This window comes from Planktothrix paucivesiculata PCC 9631, from assembly GCF_900009265.2.
Lineage (GTDB): Bacteria > Cyanobacteriota > Cyanobacteriia > Cyanobacteriales > Microcoleaceae > Planktothrix > Planktothrix paucivesiculata.
This window is the reverse complement of the sequence record NZ_LR735001.1, coordinates 79,717-101,632: the sequence shown is the minus strand read 5'-3', so window position 1 is coordinate 101,632 and position 21,916 is coordinate 79,717. Positions and strand designations below refer to the sequence as shown.

The following is a 21,916-nucleotide window of genomic DNA, read 5'->3' as shown; positions in this document are numbered from 1 at the left end:
AAAGCCCTAAAGGGCTTACTACGAAATAATTTGCAATAACCATTGTTCCATGCGATCGCCTAATTTCTCTAAAGAGTATTCGGTTTCCGCCTGTTTTCGACATACATAACGGTCAATTTTATCTATATTTTGGATAGCATAAACTAACTGATTAATATTATCAGGTTCTACTAACCAACCTGTAATTCCATCTTGAATAATTTCTGTCGGCCCCCCTCGACGATAGGAGATAACCGGAACACCACAGGCTAAGGCTTCAATAGCCACATTTCCAAAGGCTTCTATCCAACGATGGGTCATCATTAACGCCCGACATTGACCTAGTTTGGCTTGAAGTTTTTCTGTTGATAAAAAGCCTAAATATTCGATAGGAGCATCGACATAATTATTCAGAATAGTTTGCCAATAAATGGGGTCTTGAATTTTACCCATAATCTTTAAGGGTATCCCGGTTTTAACTGAAGCAGCCACCGCATCTTCTAAACCTTTTTCGGGGGAAATTCTACCGACCCAAGCCAATTGATTTTGGGGGTGACTACAAAAACAATATTGAGATAATTCAATAGCACTACTTAAATAAAAATAACCCTCTTTTAAACCAAAGGTTTCCGCTTGACTATGGCTATAAAATGCGATAGAATTAGGACATTGTTGGATCACGTCTTGAACAGCCCTATCCATGACATTTGTTAAAGATCCCATAGTAATTAAATGGATTAATTTACCCCGAAAAAAGGGAGTTAGAAATAAGGGCAACCAATCATAAGCAAAATTCATGATAATATCATACTGATCCGCTATTTTTATGGTATAATTCCACATATTAGCTAATACGGAATTATCAGGTAAAATTACCGGATCTTGACGACTTTGGGTTTGGGCTGAGGTTTGTAATTCTCCTGAAATTTCTACTATTGAAAATGACTCTAATTTAGAATTTTTAGGGGCAACAATAGTAATTTCATGACCCCGTTTTTGCAAAATATTTGCCAGATTTAATACCGTTAATTCCACACCTCCTGCCAACCCAGAGCTTAACGACCCAACAGGAGTTGATACTAATAATAGTTTCAAAGGTTTATCCATATATAGTTATTGTTTTTTGAGTAAATCAACGGCTTCTTGTAATAACCGGATAGCCTGTTCTATTTTACTAAATATTTCCGTTTGACTAACAGGTTTTGGTGTGGGTTTAGGTGTGGTTAATCCTCCCAATTCATTAACATAGCGCAATAAATCCTGATCTCGTCGTAACCATCCCGCTAAGAAAATCTCCTGACTGGGGTTAGCTTTTACCCGTTGATAGCGATAGTCAATGCGACCTTGACAATAGCGTTGGGCGGTTTGTAAATTATTGGCTTTTTCTAATGCGGTTTTTGATTTAGCCCCAAAGTTTCCATCAACAGTTAACCCGCCAATGGCTTCTTGGAGAAATTCTAAACTGCCTCTAACACTAAAATTAACAGCCGTATCAAAATGGGCTACGGCTAAAGGTAAAACCATTAAATCTGCTAAACAGGGTTTCCAATATTGTTCATAATAAACCTGTTCTACTTCACTTTGGGTAATTTGTAAAACTGATTTAGACGGTAAATTTTTTCCCCGTAAATAGGTATCATAGGTGGGTTGAGAAATCCCATAATTAACTGTACCTGCTAAATCTCGAGGATCACCAACACCAGCCTCCCATTTTAAGGTGAATTTTAAAGCAGTTTTAAAGGCTTCAGGATATTCAGACATGGTTTTAATTTAGGTAATGGGGAATTACGAATTACGAATTACGAATGGGTAATAGGAAATATTGCAATAGCGAGCGATGAGGCTCGCCTTACAACAAATTGGAGAACTATCAACACCCAAACAGGAGGATAATTAACTACGCTGAATTTCAGCAAAGATTTCGTTTAAGATTTCTTGGGCTCCTTGTTCTTTGAGTTTATGAGCGAGTTGAATTCCTAAATTTTCCGCGTCATTGGTATTTCCAATTACGGTATCTTTAATTAACCGTTTTCCATCAAGACTGGCTACCATTCCGACTAAAGTGAGTTGGTCGCCCTCAATAGAAGTATTAACTCCAATGGGAACTTGACAACCCCCTTCTAACTCGCGTAAAAATGCCCGTTCAGCATAGCATCTTTGGGCGGTGGGAGTGTGTTCAAGAACCTTAATAATCTCCAGAATATCGCTATCTCCTTCTCGACATTCTATCCCTAACGCCCCTTGTCCGACGGCGTGGAGAGAAATTTCTGGGACGATGACTTGATGAATGCGATCGCTCATATCCAAACGAACCAACCCAGCAACGGCCAGAATAATTGCATCATATTCTCCATTATCCAATTTTTGCAGACGAGTATTCAGGTTGCCGCGAATATCTTTGAATTCTAAATGGGGATAATGATATCTAAGTTGGGCTAGGCGTCGCAGGGAAGAAGTGCCAATAATAGCGCCTGCTGGTAGGGTTTCCAGTTGTTTATCTTTGTGGTTTTCATGAACAACTAAGGCATCGGCTGGATCTTCGCGTTCCGAGACACAGCCTAACATTAATCCTTCGGGAAGTCGAGTCGGTAAATCCTTGAGGGAGTGCACTGCAATATCGCTGCTGCGTTCAAGCATTCCTACTTCTAATTCCTTGGTAAAGAGTCCCTTATCCCCAATTTTAGCCAGGGCGACATCGAGGATTTTATCCCCTTGGGTGGACATGGTTTGCACTTCAAAGGTGATGTCGGGGAAGTGTTTCTGAAGTTCTCCCTGTACCCAATAGGTTTGGACTAGGGCGAGTTGGCTTTTTCGCGAAGCAATGCGGACGGTACGAGTCGGGGCAGATACAGACATACTAAGGAGATAATACAAGCTAATAAAGTCACTGGATCTAGCCTACCGCAAGGAGGGACGTCAAGGTTGTTAAGGTGTGTGACGGGTGGCGGGTGTTGGGTTAAAAGCAAGAGTTGTTACAAAACTTAATGTCTTTGACACAAAAGATCTATAGGTAGGAAAAGCCATCTAACATTGTGAACAATAACCTCTGGTGGAGATAATGATCATGGCTATAACTCAAGATGTCATTACTAAAAAGTTACCTGAGCTTTTAAAAAATTTTCCCGGTCAAGATTATCTTCAATTAGATTTGACAGCAGACCAAAAGGAAGATTTGAAAAAAAATAGAGAATGGAATGTCTTAGTTGCTCAAGCATTAGAAGCAAAATTTACAGGTAAAGATAGTAAATTTGAGCAAGATTTGGAAGATACAGGAATTGATCCTTTAAAAACAAAAGCTATTTGGAAAATCATCGATGAATACACAATATTATGGGAGATTATTCAACTAGCAGAACCATACTTAAAAAAATTCTATACAGAAAGGGCTGCTTTACTCTATCAAGATCTACAGGAACAATCATCACCTCACAATCGTTTCCTTTATAGAATATCGTCTAAAATGTTGCAAGAAAAATATGAATTTTTATCTCCTGAAGATTTATTTATAACCATAGTCAAAGAAGAACAATACACGATATTCATGGATTGTTTGGGGTTGAATAATACAAATTTTTCAGTAAATCAAACTTATGAGCTTTTAACTAATTTTAAGGATTGTAATTTATTAGACCCACAAAATGAAATTTTATCTTCTCATAAATACAAAGCTAAAATTTATAAAATAGTTGATTATGTCAAATGCAATCAACTCAGTTATTCATGGAAGGAAATGATATTCTTTGTTTGCTTTTTTTATATTAGAACTGATTTTCCTTCAGTCAAGCGAAAATTGTTAAATAAATTATGGGAATATTATAAATTAATTCTCTGGGATATTATTCCTTTGGTTTTAACTGGTTTACGAAAGCGAAATTCAAAAACCTGGAAAAAACTCCGATCATACAGATGGAATAATGGTCATAAAATATATGCTGATCATCAGGTTGAAACTTTACCGTTAACCTTAACAGCTTATCATGAGCTTGAGAAAGAAAATCAAGAACACAAAAGTGAAATAGGATACCTAAAAAGGGTTATTCAAGATAAAGATCAAAGAATTCAAGAGTTAGAATGTTTACAAAATCCTTATTCTTCTGATGGAGATGCAATTTGTAACTCATATTTTGAAGAATTCAGCGATTAATCTTGAAAAATGCGATCGCATTTCTTAAAATTAGCCTAATAAATTTCCCTTTGTCATGCTGAACGAAGCGCAGCGTAGTGAAGCATCTCATAGAGATTTCTGCTATAAGCAAATAACTCTTGAGATCCTTCTCTTTACTTCGTTACGCTCAGGATCACATTGAAGGATTAACGGTTTAAATTTGGGAGATGCGATAGAGTATTACTTAAGTTTACCTTATCCGATCACACTATATCCTGAACCCCAAGGAGGTTATGTTGCTGAAATAAAAGATTTGCCAGGGTGTATAACCCAAGCTGAAACCCTAGAAGAAGTTATGGCAAATTTGCAAGATGCAAAACACCTATGGTTAGAAACCGCTTATCAATTTGGCGATAAAATTCCAAACCTAGAAGCAAGAATTTAGAGTAATAAAAAATTAGGAGCTTAAAATTAATGCAAACCAATTCAATTACAATTCCAGTTAGTGAAACTTTAAGTGAACAACTAAAAACTTTAGCCGAATTACAGGATAAATCAGAACATGAACTAATTATAGAAGCATTGGAAAGTTACATTCGGAAGTTTATCCCTGAAAAAAGTTGTTATGATTTGGCGATGGAATTAGATGTTATTGGAAGTGTTGTAGATTTACCCACCGATTTGAGTACAAATCCTGATAATTTTAATTAATAATGCGATCGCACATCCAAGAAACCGTCTTTCTAAAGATTAATTCTTGTTGGATTTATGGGCTGAAGCCCAACAACGAGATTTTTAAATCAATGTAAAAAAGGCTATAAAAGAGTTATAATAAAACCAATAATTAATAACCCTAAAACAATCAGCCAAACCTTATTCTGTTGTATCCAAACTCCAATCGTAACTGATAGAGTTTGCTGAGATTTAATCGGATCAGAAATTAACGGTTCTGAACGATTTTGATAGAGGGTACATTCCTGAGCAAAAGGACGTTTGGGAAAGTTGCAGGTACCATCCTCGTGATAGAGACAGGTTTCACAGAGATATTCCTTCCCCGTCGAACGATAGAGGGGAATACCAGGGTGTCCAAAGGCTTTGAGTTGAGCTTGACAATGGGGACAACTTAACGCCTGGGGGTCAATAAGTTGGTGACACCGGGGACAAAGGGACATTTTGAAAATTTAAACCTGGAAAAATCGAATCGGCGAATTGGGGAAAAATACCACAAAATAGAAAATGTGAGTCAGTTTAAACATAAAGCCTAGCTTTATATTTGCACTTTAGCAGCCTAATCAGGTTAGAAACAATGGATAATCAAAATAATTTACTCCGACAACTGTTGATGATTGGGATCGGGACAACCTCCTTAGTGGCGGAAAAATTGCAGGAAGCTACCGATCAGTGGGTCAAAGACGGGACGATGAATACAGACCAAGCCAAAAAGTTTGTCGATGACATGATGCAGGGTCTCAAACTCGATCAAACTAGCTTAGAAGACCTGATGCAGCGCCAATTCCGCAATTTAATGCAGGATGTGGGGGTTCCCCGTCAGTCGGAACTTGATGAGTTACGCGGACGTCTCGACCGCCTGGAACGTCAGGTCAGAGACTTGGAAAATCGTCTTTGGCGTTAAAAAGTTCCCGAATAATGTCAAACTTGAATCTTGGGTTTTCCCTAAAACAACAATCCTAAAGTTACATCATTAGATGCAGGAGGATGAATTTTGCGAGAAATTCTAATTAGCTTAGGGGTGATTATTGTTTGTACGGTTGTGTTAGTTGTAGCTCAAATTACAACATCAGTACAACAGGCACAAGCGGTTAATCAAAATACTCCAATTGCAGTGCAACAAACGGTAGCAACTTCTAGTAGTCCTTTATTCGCACCCGATCTTGTTACCAATGCTCAAACTATTATTGCTCAAAACATGACAAATTCAGAAGAACAGGTAATTACAACGGACTCCGGTTTACAGTATGTGGATTTAACTCTAGGTAGCGGTGACTCTCCTACGAAGGGGCAAAAAGTTACGGTTCACTATACAGGAACTTTAACCGATGGGGCAAAATTTGATAGTTCTCGCGATCGCGGACAACCCTTTCAATTCAATATTGGTATGGGTCAAGTGATTAAAGGTTGGGATGAAGGCGTGATCACCATGAAACCAGGCGGACGCCGCAAGTTAATTATTCCACCGGAATTAGGGTATGGTTCTCGCGGTGCGGGCGGTGTAATTCCTCCGAATGCAACATTAATTTTTGATGTGGAACTGTTAAAAGCAGGTTGATTATTTCATCCTTAAAAGTTATAGACAAGCTCCAATAAACCGGGTTTCTAGTTATTATATATGAAGAAACCCGGTTTCTGTGTATGAATTTAGCTAGAACGGGGATTGGCTAAATTTCTGAATTTAGTAAATTGAGGATCAAATAATAGTTTAATGGTTCCCGTGGGGCCATTCCGATGTTTAGCCATAATAATTTCGGTAATTCCTCGGTCTGGGGTATCGGGATTATAATAGTCATCTCGATAAATCATCATCACTAAATCCGCGTCCTGTTCAATTGAATTGTGGACAACGATGTTATTTGCTACAAAATTATGCAAACTAGGAACCGTTAAATCAAAAACTTCTTCTTCTCCATCAGGTATAATTGAAACTATTTCATCCCAGTTAATATCACTATTTTCTATCGTAGAACCGGGCAAGGCAATAGGACAGCCTCCATTTAACTCATCCAGTCTTTTCCAACCCTGAATTGTCAGGAATTTGTGATTAGTTGTGGCTCTAATTTTTCTTCCTAGTCGAGTTGTTAAGGTAAATACAGGTTTTATACCCGTAGAAAAGGCATTACTCACAATTGCTATTTCTAGCTTCATTGTTTTTTCATTTAATGCCCAAACTGGAAAACCAGATTTACTTATTAATTCTTTAATGGGTACTTGTAATCCAGTATCTGCTAATGTGACTAGACTATCACCTGTTAAACAACCAGATTCTCTTAAATCCGATAACATCGGCCGTTTATTGGTTCGAGATTCAACGCTACGACTTAACTGGGATAGGGCAATTACAGGTACACTTAATTCTCTGGCTAATCCTTTTAATGACCGGGTAATTCTCGATAATTCCTGTACCCGATTATCACTAGCACCTTCCATTAATTGTAAATAATCGATTAAAATTAACCCTAATACCCCCCCATTTTCGGCTTGCAATCTTCGAGCTTTGGAACGCATTTCAGTGACGGTAATATTGGGAGTATCATCAATAAAAATGGGTAATTCTGCTAAGGAACTAATTGCCATGGTTAAAGGTTCCCATTCCGATTGACTAATTCTACCTGAACGAATGCGGTTACTTTCTATTTTTGCTTCACTAGATAATAGTCTTTGGACTAATTGCCCCTTCGACATTTCTAAACTAAAAACCGCAATCGGGAGTTTTTGACCCTTAGCAATATTATGTCCTAAACCGACCGCAAAACTGGTATTATGAACGCAGATATCATTGGCAACAAAATTATGAGTTTCAGGAATGGTTAAGTCATAAACTTGTTTTTCCCCGACGGATTCAATTGAGACAATCTTATCCCAATAAATCTCGCTGGTTGCTAACTGTTGTAAGGGTAAATGATCTAAAGCGGTAGCTAAAGTGCAGAGTCTTTCCCGTGATAATTGCCGTTTACCAACATGAATATTACTATAGCCTGGAATCCCTGCCCTTTTTGCTAAATTTTGCCAAGATTCATCTCCTTTAACCGTTGCAATTTCTTGCCAAATTTCTATGGGAATCAAGTCTCGATTGGTTTGATAGCGTTTATTCATTAACGCATTTTCTATTTTTAAAAGTGTTTCTTCTTTACTAAAAATTCCAATTTCTGAGATAAAAGTTTTAATAGATAAAGCATCAGTAATATCCAGTTGCCAAGCTGTTCGTCTTGATTGTTTGTATTTGACAGAACGCTTTTTTAAGGTGGCAATAATGCCAAATCGTAATAATAAGTGTTGAACTTGTCGGGCTAATTCTTCACTAACACTGGCATAACCCAATTGACATTGACCACTGGCTAATATTGTTGCCCAACCATCCGTTGCAAACAGACGATTTAGAAATAAGGCAATTTGCGATCGCTCTAATTTAAAGATAATTTCAGGAATTGTTTTTTGATGAGATTCTTGTGCTGATAGTCCAAATTGTTCTAACCATTGGTAATGATTATGGGTTAAAACAATATTTTTATCTTTCAACTCTCCATCTCCGAGTAAATAACCTAAAATTTTAACTTGATATTCGGGTAATTTTTCAGATCCAAAACTATCAAATTGACGGGGAACAGCAATTTTATCTCCAGGTTGAAGTTCTGCTAACGGTCGCCATCCTTGAATCGTTAAAAAGGGATGGGTGAGGGTTGATTCTACAAAACGCCCTAGTTTTGTGGTTACTCTAAATACGGGTTTAATTCCATCATCAATAAAGTTAGAAGGTTCAGTAATTTGAAATTTCCAATTATTTCCTAACGTTAAAATTTGAGCCTTTTGACGATTATAAATATCTTCAATCGTGACAATACTGCCATCGGATAAAACAATTTTACTATCAAAACTCAAACATTTCCCCATGGATGGCCGACCCGCAATAATAATTAAATCCGACCGTTGAAAACCTCCTGTCATCGCATCTAAATCATAAAATCCGCAGGGAATACCGGGCAGGGAAATCCCCTCATTGCGGTCTTCAATTTCTTGGAAAGTATCAATTAAAGTTTCTCCAATAGAAACTAAATCCTGTTGCGGTCGAACTTGGGAAATATTAAAGACTTGTTGTTCAGCTTTATCGAGAACGGTTTCTAAATCTTGGCTGGTATCATAAGCCAATTCAATAATATTATGTCCCCCGGTAATCAGACTGCGACGGATTTTTTTATCTAAAATTAATAAGCCATATTGATCAATATTAACCGCCGAAACGGTACGATCTACCAGTTGAGTTAATTTTAATTGTCCCCCCACTTGTTCGAGTAAATTTTGATCCGCTAACCAAGTAGCCACAGTCATTAAATCCGTGGATTTTCCTTGGAAATGCAGGGTTAAAGTTGCCCGATAAATAATTTGATGGGATTTGAGGGCAAAGGATTCTGGTTGTAATAATTCTGCTACCCGACTAATGGCTTCTGGATCGAGGAGAATGCCCCCTAAAATGGCTTCCTCTGCTTCTATGTTTTGAGGGGGAAGGCGATCGCTAATACTGGAAAATTGAGGTTCATTCATCGCATGAGTTAGTTAATAAGCCGATTAGACCATTTTATGTTAAACTCTATTATAGAATATTTATCGATCTTACACAATGCTTATGCAATCTATTAAAGGAATTGTCAGAAATGGGGTAATTTATCCCATTCAACCAATATCTTATCCTGACAACTATCCTGTGATTATTACTTTTTTAGAATCAGAAAAACAGGAGCAATTAGTTGATATTTCTTCGGAGGAGTATGAAACGGGTTGGGATACGTTAGAGTTGGCGTTAAATGAAAATGCTGTAGATACGGGTATCAGAGATTTAGCTCATCAGCATGATCACTATTTGTATGGAAAACAAAAACAAGATGAGTAGTAAATTTAATCAAGTTTTTGTGGATAGTGCAGCTTGGATCGCATTAATTAATACTACGGATGATCTTCATGAACAAGCACAAGAAGTAATGGCTAGGCTCCGTCAAAATAAAACTTTTTTAGTGACAACAGAATTTATTTTATTAGAGGTAGCTGATGCTTTATCTAGCATTAATATTCGTCAAAAAACTTATGCAACACTCAAAGCAATTAGACAATCTCAAGCCATCAAAGTTATTCCTGTTAATCAAAGTTTATTCGATGCAGGTTTAGCAATTTATAACCAACATTCTGATAAAGATTGGGGGTTAACTGACTGCATTAGTTTTGCCGTGATGCAGCAAGAAAAAATCACAACAGCTTTTACATCAGATCGTCATTTTATACAAGCTGGATTTATCAGATTAATGCAGCCTAACTAATCCATAATTTCGTAATCAATAAACCAAATATCGACAGAGCCACAATCCACGATATGACCCTAAACTCATTTTCAACATTTAGGAATTATCGGTTATTTTTCACTTGTAGAAATAGAATTTAAAATCGTATCAATTTCTGTCTGAACTTTATCAATTTGTGAACGAAGTTGATCTAAAGATTGTTTTTCAGCTTGCCATTTTTGAGGCATTTCTTGCTCATATCTATTTTGTTTTTCTAATAAATCATCATAAAATGTTAAATGAAACATTAAAGTTGATAGAGCTAAATCGAAACACTCGTCTAACCGTGGTAAAAGGCTACTTTCCATAAATAAAAGAACTGTAATTGAAAAGTCATCTAATTGATCTTTCTTAACAACCAGAAAACTATCTTTATAAAAAGAATCCCAACTCGGTTTTATTAAATCTATCAAAGGGTTAGAAACGTTGCCTTTTACATAAAATAAAAAATTTCGTTTATAACGAAAATCACTAATTTTAGATAACAAATTATTCTTGTCCTTGATTTGATAATAACTTATATGAGATTCTAATAGATTAATTTGGAAATTATATAACTCTTTATCTAGTAATTGTATATTATGTTTAATTGCTAGAATAATTTGACGATTTTGAACGATTAATTCTTTTTCTAAACCCTTAATTAAACTATCTTTATCTGATAAGCCTGCCTCTTGTTTAGGTTTACCAGTATTTTTTTCAGTAAACCACTGTTTTTTGAGTTCTGTAACTCGATTTTTCCATGACTCTCTAAGTTCTTTAATAACTTCTGTTTTACATTTTTTTCTTAAATTACGAATGCGTACATCTACATTACTAATTTGTGCGATCTGTTCCCAAATTTCCTCCTTGGGGATAGATAAAATTCCAGCTTTACTATTCCAAACTTCTCCAGCCTGATCTAAATCCTGATAACAATTTTTTAGTAATTGTTCTAATTTAACAGCAGACTGTCTCATTTCATCGGTACAAAGTTGAATCGATTGGCTTAAATCGGTTGCTGACTGTTTCAACTCTAAAGATTGATTGTCATTAGAATGGATTAGTGTAACCGCTTGATTAAGAGCAAGAAAGGCTTTGAGAGATTCATTCATCACATTTAATTCCTGGATCAATATTTTTTTTCCCATCAGAGACAGCTTTGAACAGGTATCACTGATATAATTAATTATACTAACTTCTGACACTTAGGTTAACTTAGTTATGGAATCTCAAGATTTAGCACCTTTTTTAAAATCTCTTGGTCTTGCTTTAGATGTGGCATCTCCCTTTGTAGCTGGTGTTCCTTATCTCGGGACTGTAGTAATTATCGCAAAAATCGGGGTCAAAGTCTATCAAGGTAAAGTAGAATCTGACAATCTTAATCGAGACTTAGACTATCTGAAAAAGGGCATGGATAGCTTACAGGAAAAAGCTAGTATATTAGAGTCGGCAACAGCAACCCTAGGAGTCGGTGTTGCTTTACTGGGAATACTTTCCGCACAAAATTTGCAGCAAACTCGCGAAGTCAATCGGAAATTAGATCTAGTTCAGTTAGGGCTTGAAAAAGGATTCACAGATTTAAAATTAATGATTAATAGTCAAGGCGATGAAATTTTAAAAACGATCAATCAAGTGGGTCAAGAAATCCAACAAGAAATACACAGCGTTCAGTTTATTAAGGCTTATGGAATCTTTCAGTCAGTCCATAATGATCGACTCCCATCGGCTTTAATAACACAAAATCCTACAGATAGAAATGATAAATTAAACTTTATTTGGAATAATTTACAAAATTGTTTAGCTATTTATAACAATAAAGAACTGATTTCTTGTCCTTCGATTTTGGGAAAACTAAAGCGATTAGAATGTGCTTGGGCGATTGAACAAACCTTGGCTTTAATTGATATTTTAAAAAATGATTTTGAGGCTTGTATTTTTCAGTTAAATCACCTCAGAGAAAAAATTATCAAAGATTGTCTATACTTAACAGAATCCTGTCAATCGGAAGCAGAAATTGACTTTATATTCCCCAGAATTAACTCTATTATCAATCATGATATGCTTTTAATTGATTTCTGGAAGAATAATCTAAAAGTTATACAAAATTTATCGGTTGAGGATCAAGAAAAACTAGCCAATTTAGATGTAACTGATATTGTTAGTTTAAATCAATCGCAAGAATCTAACGCTTTACAAAAACGATCGCCATTTGAACTTTATCAAGAGTTAAAAGCTCAATCCCATTTTGTGGCTTTGAAAGATCAACTCAAATTTTTAATTAAACCGGAATTACGCTTTGATTATGAATCCTATATTTCTCAAAGAGCGATCGCCATAAATTTTCAAGGACTTGCCCTGACTAACTGGCAAGAAGTCCCCGATTTAACGGTTGCTAATCTTTATTATTATTTCAAAGCCCAAGAACAAAAATAAGCCCTGAACTCAAGTTCGGGCTTAAAGGGAAACCTGTTAAAATTGGTTAAATTGAGTCCAATAAAAATTTACAAAGAAACCACTTCAACTTCTACATCAGCCGTCACGTCAGAATGTAACTTAATATTGGCTTTATAGGTTCCTAATTTACTGATACTAGGGAGAGTAATTTCCCGACGATCAACTTCTTGACCCGTTGCTTGTTGAATCAATTCTGCTAATTCTTTTTCGGTAACGGTTCCAAAAATTGCGTTTTCTTCCCCAACTTGTTTAGCAATTTTGAACACACCCACCGCTTCCAGGGCTTTTTTCTGAGCTTCAGCCTGTTGTTTTAGTTCTAGTTGCCGTTGACGTTCTTCTTCCCGACGTCGTTCTACCTGTCTGAGAATCCCAGGGGTAGCCCGAACTGCTATACTCTGAGGAATCAAATAGTTACGAGCATAACCGGGGGCGACTTCTACGAGATCCCCATTTTTTCCCAGTTTAATCACATCTTTGGTCAGAACAACTTGAGTACGCTTCGCCATGATCAGTTCCTATATTTTTTTTAACCCAAACACTCTATATTAACAAGATTAGGGTGCGATCGCAAGTCCATAATCAACTTACCCCGGTTTAGGGTATTTGTAATCGCGTAGTACAATACAGACTAAGTTGGGTCAGGATTCACCCCGGAGGCTGCTATGCAGAGTATTCAGTTCAAAGGACACATTGGTGAGGATGGAATATTACGGGTACAAATGCCAGCAGAATTTAAAGATAGAGATTTAGAAGCTATTGTGATCTTTCAAGCCTCTAGTGAAACCCTGAAACATGAAAATTGGCAACCTGGGTTTTTTGAGGAGGTAATTGGTGGCTGGGTGGGTGAACCATTAGTCCGAGAAAATCAAGGATAATATGAAGCGATCGCGTTAGCTAACAATTTAGTTTTAGTCACCCACAATACCACAGAATTTAGTCGAGTTCCCAACTTGCAAATCGAAGATTGGGAACTTTAATTTACCCTTAAAATTGATCCTTCATTCCCCGCAAACGGGTAAAGGTTTGGATCGGATCATGGCTATTCACCGCCGTTTGTAGACTGGAAACATCCCAACGCAAAAAAGGATTAGTGCGTTTTTCTAAGCCAATATTGGAGGGAATGGTGGCTTGATTTTGACTGCGGGCTACGGTAACTTGTTGAAAACGATCCTGTAAATCTCGATTATCAGCATCAACCGTTAAGGCAAATTTTAAGTTATTAAGAGTATATTCGTGGGCACACCAAACCCGAGTGGTTTCGGGGAGGTTGCGAAATTGATTTAAAGATGTCAACATTTGTTGGGGAGTACCTTCAAATAAACGACCACACCCTCCGGCAAATAGGGTATCCCCACAGAATAAATCCCCGGGTTGATCAGGATTTTGGGGCGGAAAATAATAGGCAATGTGGGCTTTTGTATGACCGGGAACAAATAAAACCTGCCCAATTTGATCGCCAAATTGAACTTGATCACCCGGTTTTAAAAATACCATTTGACCGGGGATTCTGCCTTGATCGCCCTCACCTCCATAAACGGTAAGATGGGGATATTCTTTAATCAGTTGAGTATTTCCCCCAACATGATCGCTATGATGGTGAGTGTTAAAAATTGCAACTAATTCGGCGTCTAATCTCTGTAAATGTTCTAAAACAGGATAGGCTTCTGCGGGGTCAACAACGGCGGCAATTTTCCGATCGCGATCGTGGAGTAAAAAAATATAGTTATCCGAGAGGACTGGAATTCGTTCAATTTGCATAAAAAGCAATCTCCACTAAATGATTCGATTAGGGTTTAGAATAGTTAAGACTTTGCGGAGCCTAATTCGTTAGTCTAGCAAATTTTATCGCAAAATTAGTCAATAATTAAATTAGAGAGGTTACGGTTAAAATGCTGTGGACACTTCCCACTCGCTCTAAAATCTCAATTAGTCAAGTGACAGATCGGATTGTCAATTCTGGTCAACTGGGTCATGCTGATTATTTGAGATTAATGTCGGCTATTTTATCTGATAAAGATATTACCGAATCTGAACGCAACCAAATTAATCGAGTATTTGATTATGTTCAGACGGGTCGTGTTAGATTTAATGATATGTGAACAGTAAAAATTAATGATGTCAAACCCGATATGAATTTTCCCGAAGTCAATAATTTAATTCCGGTTCCAACCGGGCTATTACAGATTCCTACCCAAGCCAATATTCCAACAGAAATTAGCGAGTTTGCGATTAGATTATCGTTGATCATTCCCACTTATAAAGAAAGTGAAAATGTTAGAGCCATTGTCCAACAATTAACTCAGTTATTAGACGAAGCAATTCCTAATGAATATGAGTTAATTATTGTTGATGATGATAGCCCCGATTTAACTTGGAAAGTCGCGGCGGAGTTAATCCCAGAATTTCTCCCATTGCGGGTCATGCGACGTCAGGAAGAACGGGGATTATCAACGGCGGTGATTAGGGGTTGGCAAGTGGCAAGAGGAGAAATTTTAGGGGTAATTGATGCGGATTTACAACATCCTCCAGAGAGTTTATTGCAACTTTTAGCTGAAATAGAACGGGGTGCGGATTTAGCCGTTGGGAGTCGCCATGTTGAGGGCGGTGGTGTTAGTGATTGGAGTGTGATTCGGCGCTTTTTATCGAGAGGGGCGCAGGTTTTAGGATTAATTATTTTACCCGGTGTTATTGGTAGGGTGTCTGATCCGATGAGTGGCTATTTTATGGTTAAAAGGGAAGCAATTGCTGGAAAAACTCTCGATCCCCTTGGTTATAAAATTTTAATTGAAGTGTTAGGTCGCGGTCAAATTCGTTGGGTGGGAGAAGTAGGTTATATATTCCAAGAACGCTTAGAAGGGGAAAGCAAAGTGACTTGGAAACAATATATTGAATATTTACAACATTTGGTTAAATTACGTTTAGCTAGATGGCCGGTAACGCGGTTTTTGCGGTTTGGAGTTGTGGGTTTTAGTGGGGTTTTTGTCGATATGGGAGTGTTTTATCTCCTCTATACTGTTATTGGTTTGGCTTTAACCCGCAGTGCCATATTCTCGGCAGAAGTAGCGATTATTAATAATTTTATCTGGAATGATCTTTGGACTTTTGGAGATATTTCTAGCCATCAAAAAGGCACGGGAAAACGGTTTAAACGATTTTTAAAATTTAACTTAATTTGTTTATCGGGGTTGATTTTAAATGTGCTATTGGTGAATATTCTGTTTAATTTGTTTGGAATGAATGCCTATTTAGCCAAAATAATTGCGATCGCTTTTGTAACTTTTTGGAATTTCTGGCTAAATTTAAAATTGAGTTGGCGAGTAACGGAAGTTAAGTAATTATAGGTTTTGGGGTTATTTAGGAAAGAAAAAGGATGATTTTTTAACCCCTGGTATAAGCCCAAATGTGATAAAGTACGAGCCAGAGAATTGCGATCGCTTTGAGGGTTGATAATAATAGCTAAAATCAATCCCGTTTCTAAGGTTAAAAAATATTTGATTTTATCATTCATAGCTTGATGTTTAATATTGGGAAAGAATTGATGCTAAAATATTAGCCATTGCTTCTATACTATAGTGTTCTACACAACGTTTTCTGGCGGCTATACCCTTTTCTTGAGCTTGATCAAAGTCGCTGAAAATATGTTGAATCATCTCCGCAATTTGTTCTGGAGAACTGGGTGCAACTAGATATCCTGTATTCCCTAAAATATCAGGAATATCCCCGACATTTGTAGATAAAACTGGTTTTGCCATTGCCATTCCATCGGTTAATTTTAAGGGAAATTGAGCTAAGGCGGAAGGATGATTACGTTGAGGAACCACAATAATATCAGCCGCTGCTACAATTTCAGGCATTTTGGTGACGGGTAAAGGTGGAATTGAAATTAGCCACTGCCCCCATTTTTCTCTGAGTTTTTGATCATAATCATCATAGGGACTTCCTCCAACAATTACTAATCTTAAATCGGGTTGATTGAGAATATCTAAAGCCATTAAAACATCTTCAATACCTTTATAGGGTCGAGGCGCACCAGGAAACATTAAGATTCTATAATCCGATAGGTTATATTGCGATCGCACTGACTCAGAATTATAATTTTCTGGGTTAAATAATGTGGTATCTTTGCCATTAGGTAAATAAATTCCCCCAAACCGTTGTTGAATAAATCCGGTATGAATTGTAATCGCATCCGCCCGAGAAGTTAAGCCTTCCATGGCTTTTAAATATAAGGGATAATCGGGATTTCTTAACGCCCCATTGGGTTTTAAAATATCCCTAGCAAATTGCTTTAAACTGCCGGGTTTATACTGCCATTCATCTCCGCCATACCAACTCATTTCCCAATCATCAATATCGAGAATTAAAGGACGACCCGTAAACATTTTTTTGATTAAACTGATTCCAAAACTACTGGGTTTCGGTTTATAAGCATAAATAATATCGCCATCAATTTTTTGTGAGAGTTGATAAAAACTTTTCAAGACACTGGGATAATTTTTACCCGGGAATACCTGGATTGAAATATCTAAATCAGGCGGTGGAGTAAAAGGTTCAAAGGTTAATCCAATAATTTCTACTGGGTAGGGAATTTTTTGTAGAGCTTGAGCTAAAATAAACGGGCGAGCGCCTCCCCATCTTAATTCATGGGCTAAGTTACAGACCACCAGAGAAACTTTTTTAGACATATCCTATTCCACCTAACAATTAGCTGTTCTTTTAAAATTCAGTGAAAACTTTTCAGCAATTTCCTAAAGATGACCCTGATTTTTATAGCAAAAAAATACTAATTCCCTGAATTTTTTAGGAAATTAAGGAATTAAAATAGCCTGAAGTAACATCATTTTTAAATTGCTCTAACTTTTCTTCCAGGCGAATTGTCAGGCTTTCAATTGCAGAATCTGTACTTAAAACCGGATGGGCTATATTAGCAATTTTAGCGAGTAGAGAAGGGGTTTTAATTTGATTTAACCAGTGATTTAAAGAGACTTTAATGGCTGAACGACTACCTCGAATTCCTCGAATTAAACTAATACCATATTCCGGTGGCTCGTCAGATAATTGTTGTAACCGATAGGGTTGATATTCAACACCAATTGATTGACACCAATCTTGCCATTTAAACTCTAAAATACTAGAAGACGTATGAATACAAACCCAAGGAACTCGTAAAGCATCCGCCACAATTGCACCGTGCATGGCTTCAGTTAATAAAACTTCTGTTTGACTAATTTCTGATATGACTTTTTCAATTGACCACCGGGCATCAATATAGTGAAATCCCAGTTGTTGACACACCTTTTCCCACGATTTTCCCGCTTCAATTGACTGAACATAATGGGGCATATAAGCGAACTTATAAACTTTTTTTAAACTAGGTTTATACAGTCTCCGGATCAAAATTGCCGGGTCAGTAATAGCTAATTCTGGGGATAAATTTAAAGCCTGTGCTGACAATGGCCCTCTGACACAATAAATTGTCCAATTATTATCAATTATGGGTAAACTTTGACCATAACCCACTCCAGTTCCCAAAACAACAATATGGCGGGCATCAGGAACTCGTTTAGGGACAAGATCATTTAATAATGTACCCATTCCTAAAACAGCAATAGTTGTATCCTGATCAAGAATACCAGGAATAAATTGTTCCCATAACCAAGAATTGAGCTCATCACCAAAATTGCTGATTCCTGCTCTTGAACCTTCCGGGATAAAATAAAATAGCTTCATTTATTTCTGTAATGATTGTATGATCGAATAATACTCTATTGGGTTCTGCTTATGTATTAAAATGATCTAAAGACTTCCCCACCGTTTAGCATACTCAATTTTGACGCCAAGGATCGGATTTTCATCTTTTCTTAAGTTAAATCTGTACTCAGGATGACAAAATTCACAAGCTGATGTAAGAATGGTAGCATCTGATCTTGACCCTCTTTTAATTTTAATCAAAATTCTTAATTATGTCTAAAAATCTTAAATTACTTTTAAAATATGCAACGGCTTACCGATTTAAAATATTCTTAACGGTTGTTCTAGGATTTTCCTCCGCTTTATTTAACGGGGTGAGTACAACTTTAATTGTCCCTGTTGTCTTAAGTATATTGGGTCAATCCTTGGATTTAAAGGGAAGTCCTGCCTTTATTAAAGCCTTGATCAGTCCTTTTAATGAAATTGATCCCCAATACCGAGTCTTAGTGATGACCACTGCGATTATATTAGCGATCGCCCTGAAAAATCTCAATAATTACTTAGTAACGGTGGTTTCTGGCTCCTTAACTAAATCCTTAATGTCGGATTTACGGAGGGCTGGATTAGATGTTTTATTAAATGTTGATTTGGATTTTTATACAAAAACAAAGGTCGGAGATTTAGTTAACCGGATTAATACGGAAGTTAGAAAAACAGCCACGGCTGTGAATTTGTTGATTTCCATTCTCACCACATCAATTACTATTTTAGTCTTTGCAGGTTTGCTCCTATCTATTTCTTGGCAACTGACTTTAGTTTCCACCTTTTTACTATCTTTGGTGATTTTATTTAATCAAATCTTTATCAAAAGAGCTAAAAAATGGGGCGAAAAACTTTCTAATGCCTCTAGGGATTATGCCATTGGTATTATTGAAGCTTTGAATGGAATTCGCCTGGTTAAATCCATGGGTCATGAAAATCGAGAGTATGAAAAAATCAGTAAGTTGATTTCAAAATTAGAAAAATCAACTTATAAAAGTGACTTGAACTATGCTATAATTAGCCCAATCAATGAAGTTATTAGTATTATCGTTATTCTTTTAATTGTGATATCAGGTCGGGTGATTTTTGCTGATAATATTCAGGCTTTTTCGGCGATTCTATTAACTTATTTGTTTCTATTATTTAGAACCCTGCCTCTAGTTTCTAGCTTGAATAATGCCCGCAGTCAATTTGCCAATAACTCCGCCGGGGTCACGATGGTAGAAGACTTGCTCCGCCGAGATAATAAACCCTTTATGACACCGGGAACCTTACCCTATAATTCCTTTGAGAAAGGCATCCGTTTTAATAATATTTCCTTTGGTTATCCAGAGCATGACAACCTGGTTCTTAAAAATATTGATTTATATATTCCACGAGGTACAACCTTAGCATTAGTAGGAGGATCGGGGGCAGGAAAGTCAACTTTAGCAGATTTATTACCTCGATTTTATGATCCTAACGAGGGAAGTATTGAAATTGATGGGCTAGATATTCGGGAATATAACTTACAAAGTTTACGACAAGCCATGGGTGTGGTCAGTCAAGATACATTTCTATTTAATTCTTCGATTCGAGATAATATTGCCTATGCCCGACCCGAGGCAACGGATGAAGAAATTATTGAGGCTTCAAAACGGGCTAATGCCCATGAATTTATTGATAGATTACCCGAAGGTTTTGATACTTTAATTGGCGATCGCGGTGTTCTACTTTCTGGGGGACAACGCCAACGACTTTCGATCGCCCGAGCCCTATTAAGAAACCCGGAAATTCTGATTTTAGATGAAGCCACCAGCGCCCTAGATACGGTTTCTGAACGATTAGTTCAAGAAGCCATTGACGCCCTGAGTCGAGAACGAACTACTATTGTCATTGCTCACCGCCTTTCCACCGTTCAAAGTGCCCATCAAATTGCTGTGTTAGAAAAAGGGGAAGTGGTAGAATTAGGAACCCATGATGAATTATTAAAATTAGGCGGTCATTTCGCCCGTCTTTATACCCTACAATTTGCCGAAGAAGCCGCCCGGGATGAAGCCTTAATTCAAAGTTCCTATGAGGTGCGGACTCGTCTAAATCCGATGATTGGTTTCTTACGGTTATTAATCGATGGGATGGCGGATACTCCCGAAGAACAGGAGGAATTACTATTAGAAGCCTATCGTTCTGCTACCAGTATCTTTAAAAATATTGAGTTTATTGAACAGAGTGTTAAACTACGTTTGAAAAAACAATAGGAATAGGGAACAGGGAACAGGGAATAGGCAATAGGGAATAGGAAATAGGAAATAGGGATATGATCTAAAAAACCCGGTTTCTCGGACGACCTGCGTAAGTCCTATAATTAAACGTTCTCCAAAAAATTCCTAATTTCTTGCCAAATTTCACCTAAAACATTCTCTAAACTGTGATCACTATTCAGTTCAACTAATCTGACCCAAGGTCTAGTTTTTAAATAGTTTCGGCTGGCTTGAATCGGGATAACCTCATCATTAATTCCATGTAAAATCAATGTGGGAATCTGACGCCGTAACTGTTCATCGGGGTATAAAGCTAAATCCTCTAAAAACTGATAATGTAAGGGTAAATCCTTTTTTGCAGCATAATGATAGATCGATAAATACCCTTGGGTTTGCCATTGATTTAATTTTTCTTCCCCTAACTTGGGAAACCATTCTGACAAAAAATTGAAAGCAGGGGCCAGTAAAATTAACCGTTTAACCGATAGATTTTGTTCAGCAAATCTAGCGGCGGTTAAGCCACCAAAACTCGAACCAATAAGGATAATATCAGAAGCATCCGGGGATAATTCTGTGGGAATTTGTTGCAGTTGTCGGGTTAAAGTTAAATGGGAAAAATCTCCTTGGTTCAAATCAGGAATGTTTAAATTAATCGATAAGGATGCAAACCGATCGCGCAAATATTCAGCTTTGGTGGAAGCGGGACTAGAAGCAAACCCATGTAAGTAAAGATAAGTTTTTGTTCCCATATCCTGCGATGATTGATTTGGTGATTTGAACCGATAGGAAAGTTAAAAAGATTAGCGATCGCGACGCGGACTTTGACGACGTTCCTGCATTAATTCAGCCAATTGACTGCGTTGTTCTGCGGTTAAAATTTCTCGGGTTTTCAACATCATATTAAACTGAATATCTCCCATTTGTTGTTTTAAGGCCATAAACTGATCATGTTTTTGGCGCAGTTCGCTTTCCGGTGCATTTTTAGCCATTAACCCATTTAATTCTTGCTGAAGTTGACGCATTTGTTCTTGTTGTTGGCGGATTTGTCCCTGATATTCCTGGCGAATTTCTTGAATTTTCTGTTGTTGTTCCGAGGTTAAATTCAACAGTTTGAACATTCGTTCTGAACGGTCATTCATTTGCGGTTGAGTCGGTGCAGCTTGGGCAATCGATTCAGCCATAACCGGAGTTATACTCGTGAATAGAGACGCCATAGACAGTCCAAATATTGCTACAATAGCCCGGGAATTTAGCAGCATAAATTTACCTCAGATACAGTTATCTTTGATTGTAATAGGTTCTTTAGGTATTGACCCAATGCCGAAAAAAAAGTTCAATCTCAAGCTAGAGATTGCTAAATAAAC

24 protein-coding genes are annotated in these 21,916 nt (G+C 37.1%); 12 read left to right on the top strand and 12 right to left on the bottom strand.

Translation table 11 applies throughout. The annotated features are described in order from the left end of the window. Nucleotides 1–18 precede the first annotated feature (18 nt). From PL9631_RS04800 to hemC, 3 genes are all read right to left on the bottom strand, one after another. Nucleotides 19–1,086, bottom strand: a complete 1,068-nt coding sequence (locus PL9631_RS04800; protein ID WP_083617590.1) for a glycosyltransferase family 4 protein — start codon at nucleotides 1,084–1,086, stop codon at nucleotides 19–21. Between the two features lie 6 nt (nucleotides 1,087–1,092). Next, nucleotides 1,093–1,740 carry a glycoside hydrolase family 108 protein gene (locus PL9631_RS04795; RefSeq protein ID WP_083617588.1) on the bottom strand — a complete coding sequence of 216 codons (648 nt, stop codon included), beginning with the start codon at nucleotides 1,738–1,740 and terminating at the stop codon, nucleotides 1,093–1,095. A 132-nt stretch (nucleotides 1,741–1,872) separates the two neighbouring features. After that, the gene (hemC, locus tag PL9631_RS04790) at nucleotides 1,873–2,835 is read right to left on the bottom strand and encodes a hydroxymethylbilane synthase (RefSeq protein WP_083617586.1); all 963 of its coding nucleotides are present in this window, start codon (nucleotides 2,833–2,835) and stop codon (nucleotides 1,873–1,875) included. A 208-nt stretch (nucleotides 2,836–3,043) separates the two neighbouring features. Between hemC and PL9631_RS04785 the strand changes: the two genes are divergently transcribed. The 3 genes from PL9631_RS04785 (at nucleotide 3,044) to PL9631_RS04775 (ending at nucleotide 4,795) form a co-directional block, all read left to right on the top strand. Further along, nucleotides 3,044–4,123 carry a hypothetical protein gene (locus PL9631_RS04785; protein ID WP_083617584.1) on the top strand — a complete coding sequence of 360 codons (1,080 nt, stop codon included), beginning with the start codon at nucleotides 3,044–3,046 and terminating at the stop codon, nucleotides 4,121–4,123. Nucleotides 4,124–4,304: 181 nt separating this feature from the next. Next, the gene (locus PL9631_RS04780; protein ID WP_231516644.1) at nucleotides 4,305–4,529 is read left to right on the top strand and encodes a type II toxin-antitoxin system HicB family antitoxin; all 225 of its coding nucleotides are present in this window, start codon (nucleotides 4,305–4,307) and stop codon (nucleotides 4,527–4,529) included. Nucleotides 4,530–4,558: 29 nt separating this feature from the next. Beyond that, nucleotides 4,559–4,795, top strand: a complete 237-nt coding sequence (locus PL9631_RS04775; protein WP_083617580.1) for a CopG family ribbon-helix-helix protein — start codon at nucleotides 4,559–4,561, stop codon at nucleotides 4,793–4,795. A gap of 104 nt (nucleotides 4,796–4,899) precedes the next feature. Here PL9631_RS04775 and PL9631_RS04770 read toward each other — a convergent pair whose 3' ends face one another. Further along, nucleotides 4,900–5,256: a zinc ribbon domain-containing protein gene (locus tag PL9631_RS04770; protein ID WP_083617578.1), complete on the bottom strand. Its 357-nt coding sequence runs from the start codon at nucleotides 5,254–5,256 to the stop codon at nucleotides 4,900–4,902. A 134-nt stretch (nucleotides 5,257–5,390) separates the two neighbouring features. Between PL9631_RS04770 and PL9631_RS04765 the strand changes: the two genes are divergently transcribed. Both PL9631_RS04765 and PL9631_RS04760 read left to right on the top strand, forming a co-directional pair. Continuing rightward, entirely contained in the window at nucleotides 5,391–5,717 is a 327-nt protein-coding gene (locus PL9631_RS04765) for a phasin family protein (protein WP_079680763.1), read from the top strand. A gap of 90 nt (nucleotides 5,718–5,807) precedes the next feature. Continuing rightward, nucleotides 5,808–6,371, top strand: coding sequence for an FKBP-type peptidyl-prolyl cis-trans isomerase (locus tag PL9631_RS04760; protein ID WP_083617576.1), 564 nt, complete (start codon nucleotides 5,808–5,810; stop codon nucleotides 6,369–6,371). A gap of 89 nt (nucleotides 6,372–6,460) precedes the next feature. Here the strand turns inward: PL9631_RS04760 and dnaB are convergent, their stop codons facing one another. Next, on the bottom strand, nucleotides 6,461–9,355 hold the full coding sequence (gene dnaB / locus PL9631_RS04755) for a replicative DNA helicase (RefSeq protein WP_083617574.1): 2,895 nt from the start codon (nucleotides 9,353–9,355) through the stop codon (nucleotides 6,461–6,463). Between the two features lie 76 nt (nucleotides 9,356–9,431). Between dnaB and PL9631_RS04750 the strand changes: the two genes are divergently transcribed. Then, nucleotides 9,432–9,701 (top strand): hypothetical protein, encoded by a 270-nt coding sequence (locus tag PL9631_RS04750; protein ID WP_231516643.1) that lies wholly within the window; start codon nucleotides 9,432–9,434, stop codon nucleotides 9,699–9,701. Then, nucleotides 9,694–10,122: a type II toxin-antitoxin system VapC family toxin gene (locus PL9631_RS04745; protein ID WP_079680766.1), complete on the top strand. Its 429-nt coding sequence runs from the start codon at nucleotides 9,694–9,696 to the stop codon at nucleotides 10,120–10,122. Before PL9631_RS04750 ends, PL9631_RS04745 begins: the two co-directional genes overlap by 8 nt. 92 nt (nucleotides 10,123–10,214) lie before the next feature. Here the strand turns inward: PL9631_RS04745 and PL9631_RS04740 are convergent, their stop codons facing one another. Further along, nucleotides 10,215–11,237 carry a hypothetical protein gene (locus PL9631_RS04740; RefSeq protein ID WP_156090457.1) on the bottom strand — a complete coding sequence of 341 codons (1,023 nt, stop codon included), beginning with the start codon at nucleotides 11,235–11,237 and terminating at the stop codon, nucleotides 10,215–10,217. A gap of 109 nt (nucleotides 11,238–11,346) precedes the next feature. Between PL9631_RS04740 and PL9631_RS04735 the strand changes: the two genes are divergently transcribed. After that, a complete protein-coding gene (locus tag PL9631_RS04735) occupies nucleotides 11,347–12,558 on the top strand; it encodes a hypothetical protein (protein WP_083617569.1) in 1,212 nt (403 codons plus the stop codon). A gap of 68 nt (nucleotides 12,559–12,626) precedes the next feature. Here PL9631_RS04735 and rplI read toward each other — a convergent pair whose 3' ends face one another. Beyond that, nucleotides 12,627–13,085 (bottom strand): 50S ribosomal protein L9, encoded by a 459-nt coding sequence (gene rplI, locus PL9631_RS04730; RefSeq protein WP_026788135.1) that lies wholly within the window; start codon nucleotides 13,083–13,085, stop codon nucleotides 12,627–12,629. 156 nt (nucleotides 13,086–13,241) lie between these two features. Here rplI and PL9631_RS04725 point away from each other — a divergent pair, with 156 nt between their 5' ends. Further along, nucleotides 13,242–13,454, top strand: coding sequence for a hypothetical protein (locus tag PL9631_RS04725; RefSeq protein ID WP_083617567.1), 213 nt, complete (start codon nucleotides 13,242–13,244; stop codon nucleotides 13,452–13,454). A gap of 109 nt (nucleotides 13,455–13,563) precedes the next feature. Here the strand turns inward: PL9631_RS04725 and gloB are convergent, their stop codons facing one another. Continuing rightward, nucleotides 13,564–14,337, bottom strand: a complete 774-nt coding sequence (gloB, locus tag PL9631_RS04720) for a hydroxyacylglutathione hydrolase (RefSeq protein ID WP_083617565.1) — start codon at nucleotides 14,335–14,337, stop codon at nucleotides 13,564–13,566. A gap of 131 nt (nucleotides 14,338–14,468) precedes the next feature. Here gloB and PL9631_RS04715 point away from each other — a divergent pair, with 131 nt between their 5' ends. Beyond that, nucleotides 14,469–14,678, top strand: a complete 210-nt coding sequence (locus tag PL9631_RS04715; RefSeq protein ID WP_026788132.1) for a hypothetical protein — start codon at nucleotides 14,469–14,471, stop codon at nucleotides 14,676–14,678. A gap of 30 nt (nucleotides 14,679–14,708) precedes the next feature. Then, the gene (locus PL9631_RS04710; RefSeq protein WP_083617562.1) at nucleotides 14,709–15,914 is read left to right on the top strand and encodes a glycosyltransferase; all 1,206 of its coding nucleotides are present in this window, start codon (nucleotides 14,709–14,711) and stop codon (nucleotides 15,912–15,914) included. Nucleotides 15,915–16,097: 183 nt separating this feature from the next. Here PL9631_RS04710 and PL9631_RS04705 read toward each other — a convergent pair whose 3' ends face one another. Together PL9631_RS04705 and PL9631_RS04700 are read right to left on the bottom strand one after the other, a co-directional pair. Further along, nucleotides 16,098–17,264 (bottom strand): glycosyltransferase family 4 protein, encoded by a 1,167-nt coding sequence (locus PL9631_RS04705; protein ID WP_083617560.1) that lies wholly within the window; start codon nucleotides 17,262–17,264, stop codon nucleotides 16,098–16,100. Nucleotides 17,265–17,379: 115 nt separating this feature from the next. Then, nucleotides 17,380–18,309 carry a polysaccharide pyruvyl transferase family protein gene (locus PL9631_RS04700; protein WP_083617557.1) on the bottom strand — a complete coding sequence of 310 codons (930 nt, stop codon included), beginning with the start codon at nucleotides 18,307–18,309 and terminating at the stop codon, nucleotides 17,380–17,382. 233 nt (nucleotides 18,310–18,542) lie between these two features. Between PL9631_RS04700 and PL9631_RS04695 the strand changes: the two genes are divergently transcribed. Then, entirely contained in the window at nucleotides 18,543–20,549 is a 2,007-nt protein-coding gene (locus tag PL9631_RS04695) for an ABC transporter ATP-binding protein (RefSeq protein WP_083617555.1), read from the top strand. Between the two features lie 107 nt (nucleotides 20,550–20,656). On the opposite strand, the gene PL9631_RS04690 is transcribed toward PL9631_RS04695, so the two are convergent. Both PL9631_RS04690 and PL9631_RS04685 read right to left on the bottom strand, forming a co-directional pair. Continuing rightward, complete coding sequence (locus PL9631_RS04690) at nucleotides 20,657–21,301, bottom strand: YqiA/YcfP family alpha/beta fold hydrolase (RefSeq protein ID WP_083617553.1); 645 nt, start codon at nucleotides 21,299–21,301, stop codon at nucleotides 20,657–20,659. A gap of 51 nt (nucleotides 21,302–21,352) precedes the next feature. Then, nucleotides 21,353–21,811 carry a Spy/CpxP family protein refolding chaperone gene (locus tag PL9631_RS04685; RefSeq protein WP_083617551.1) on the bottom strand — a complete coding sequence of 153 codons (459 nt, stop codon included), beginning with the start codon at nucleotides 21,809–21,811 and terminating at the stop codon, nucleotides 21,353–21,355. Nucleotides 21,812–21,916: the final 105 nt, after the last annotated feature.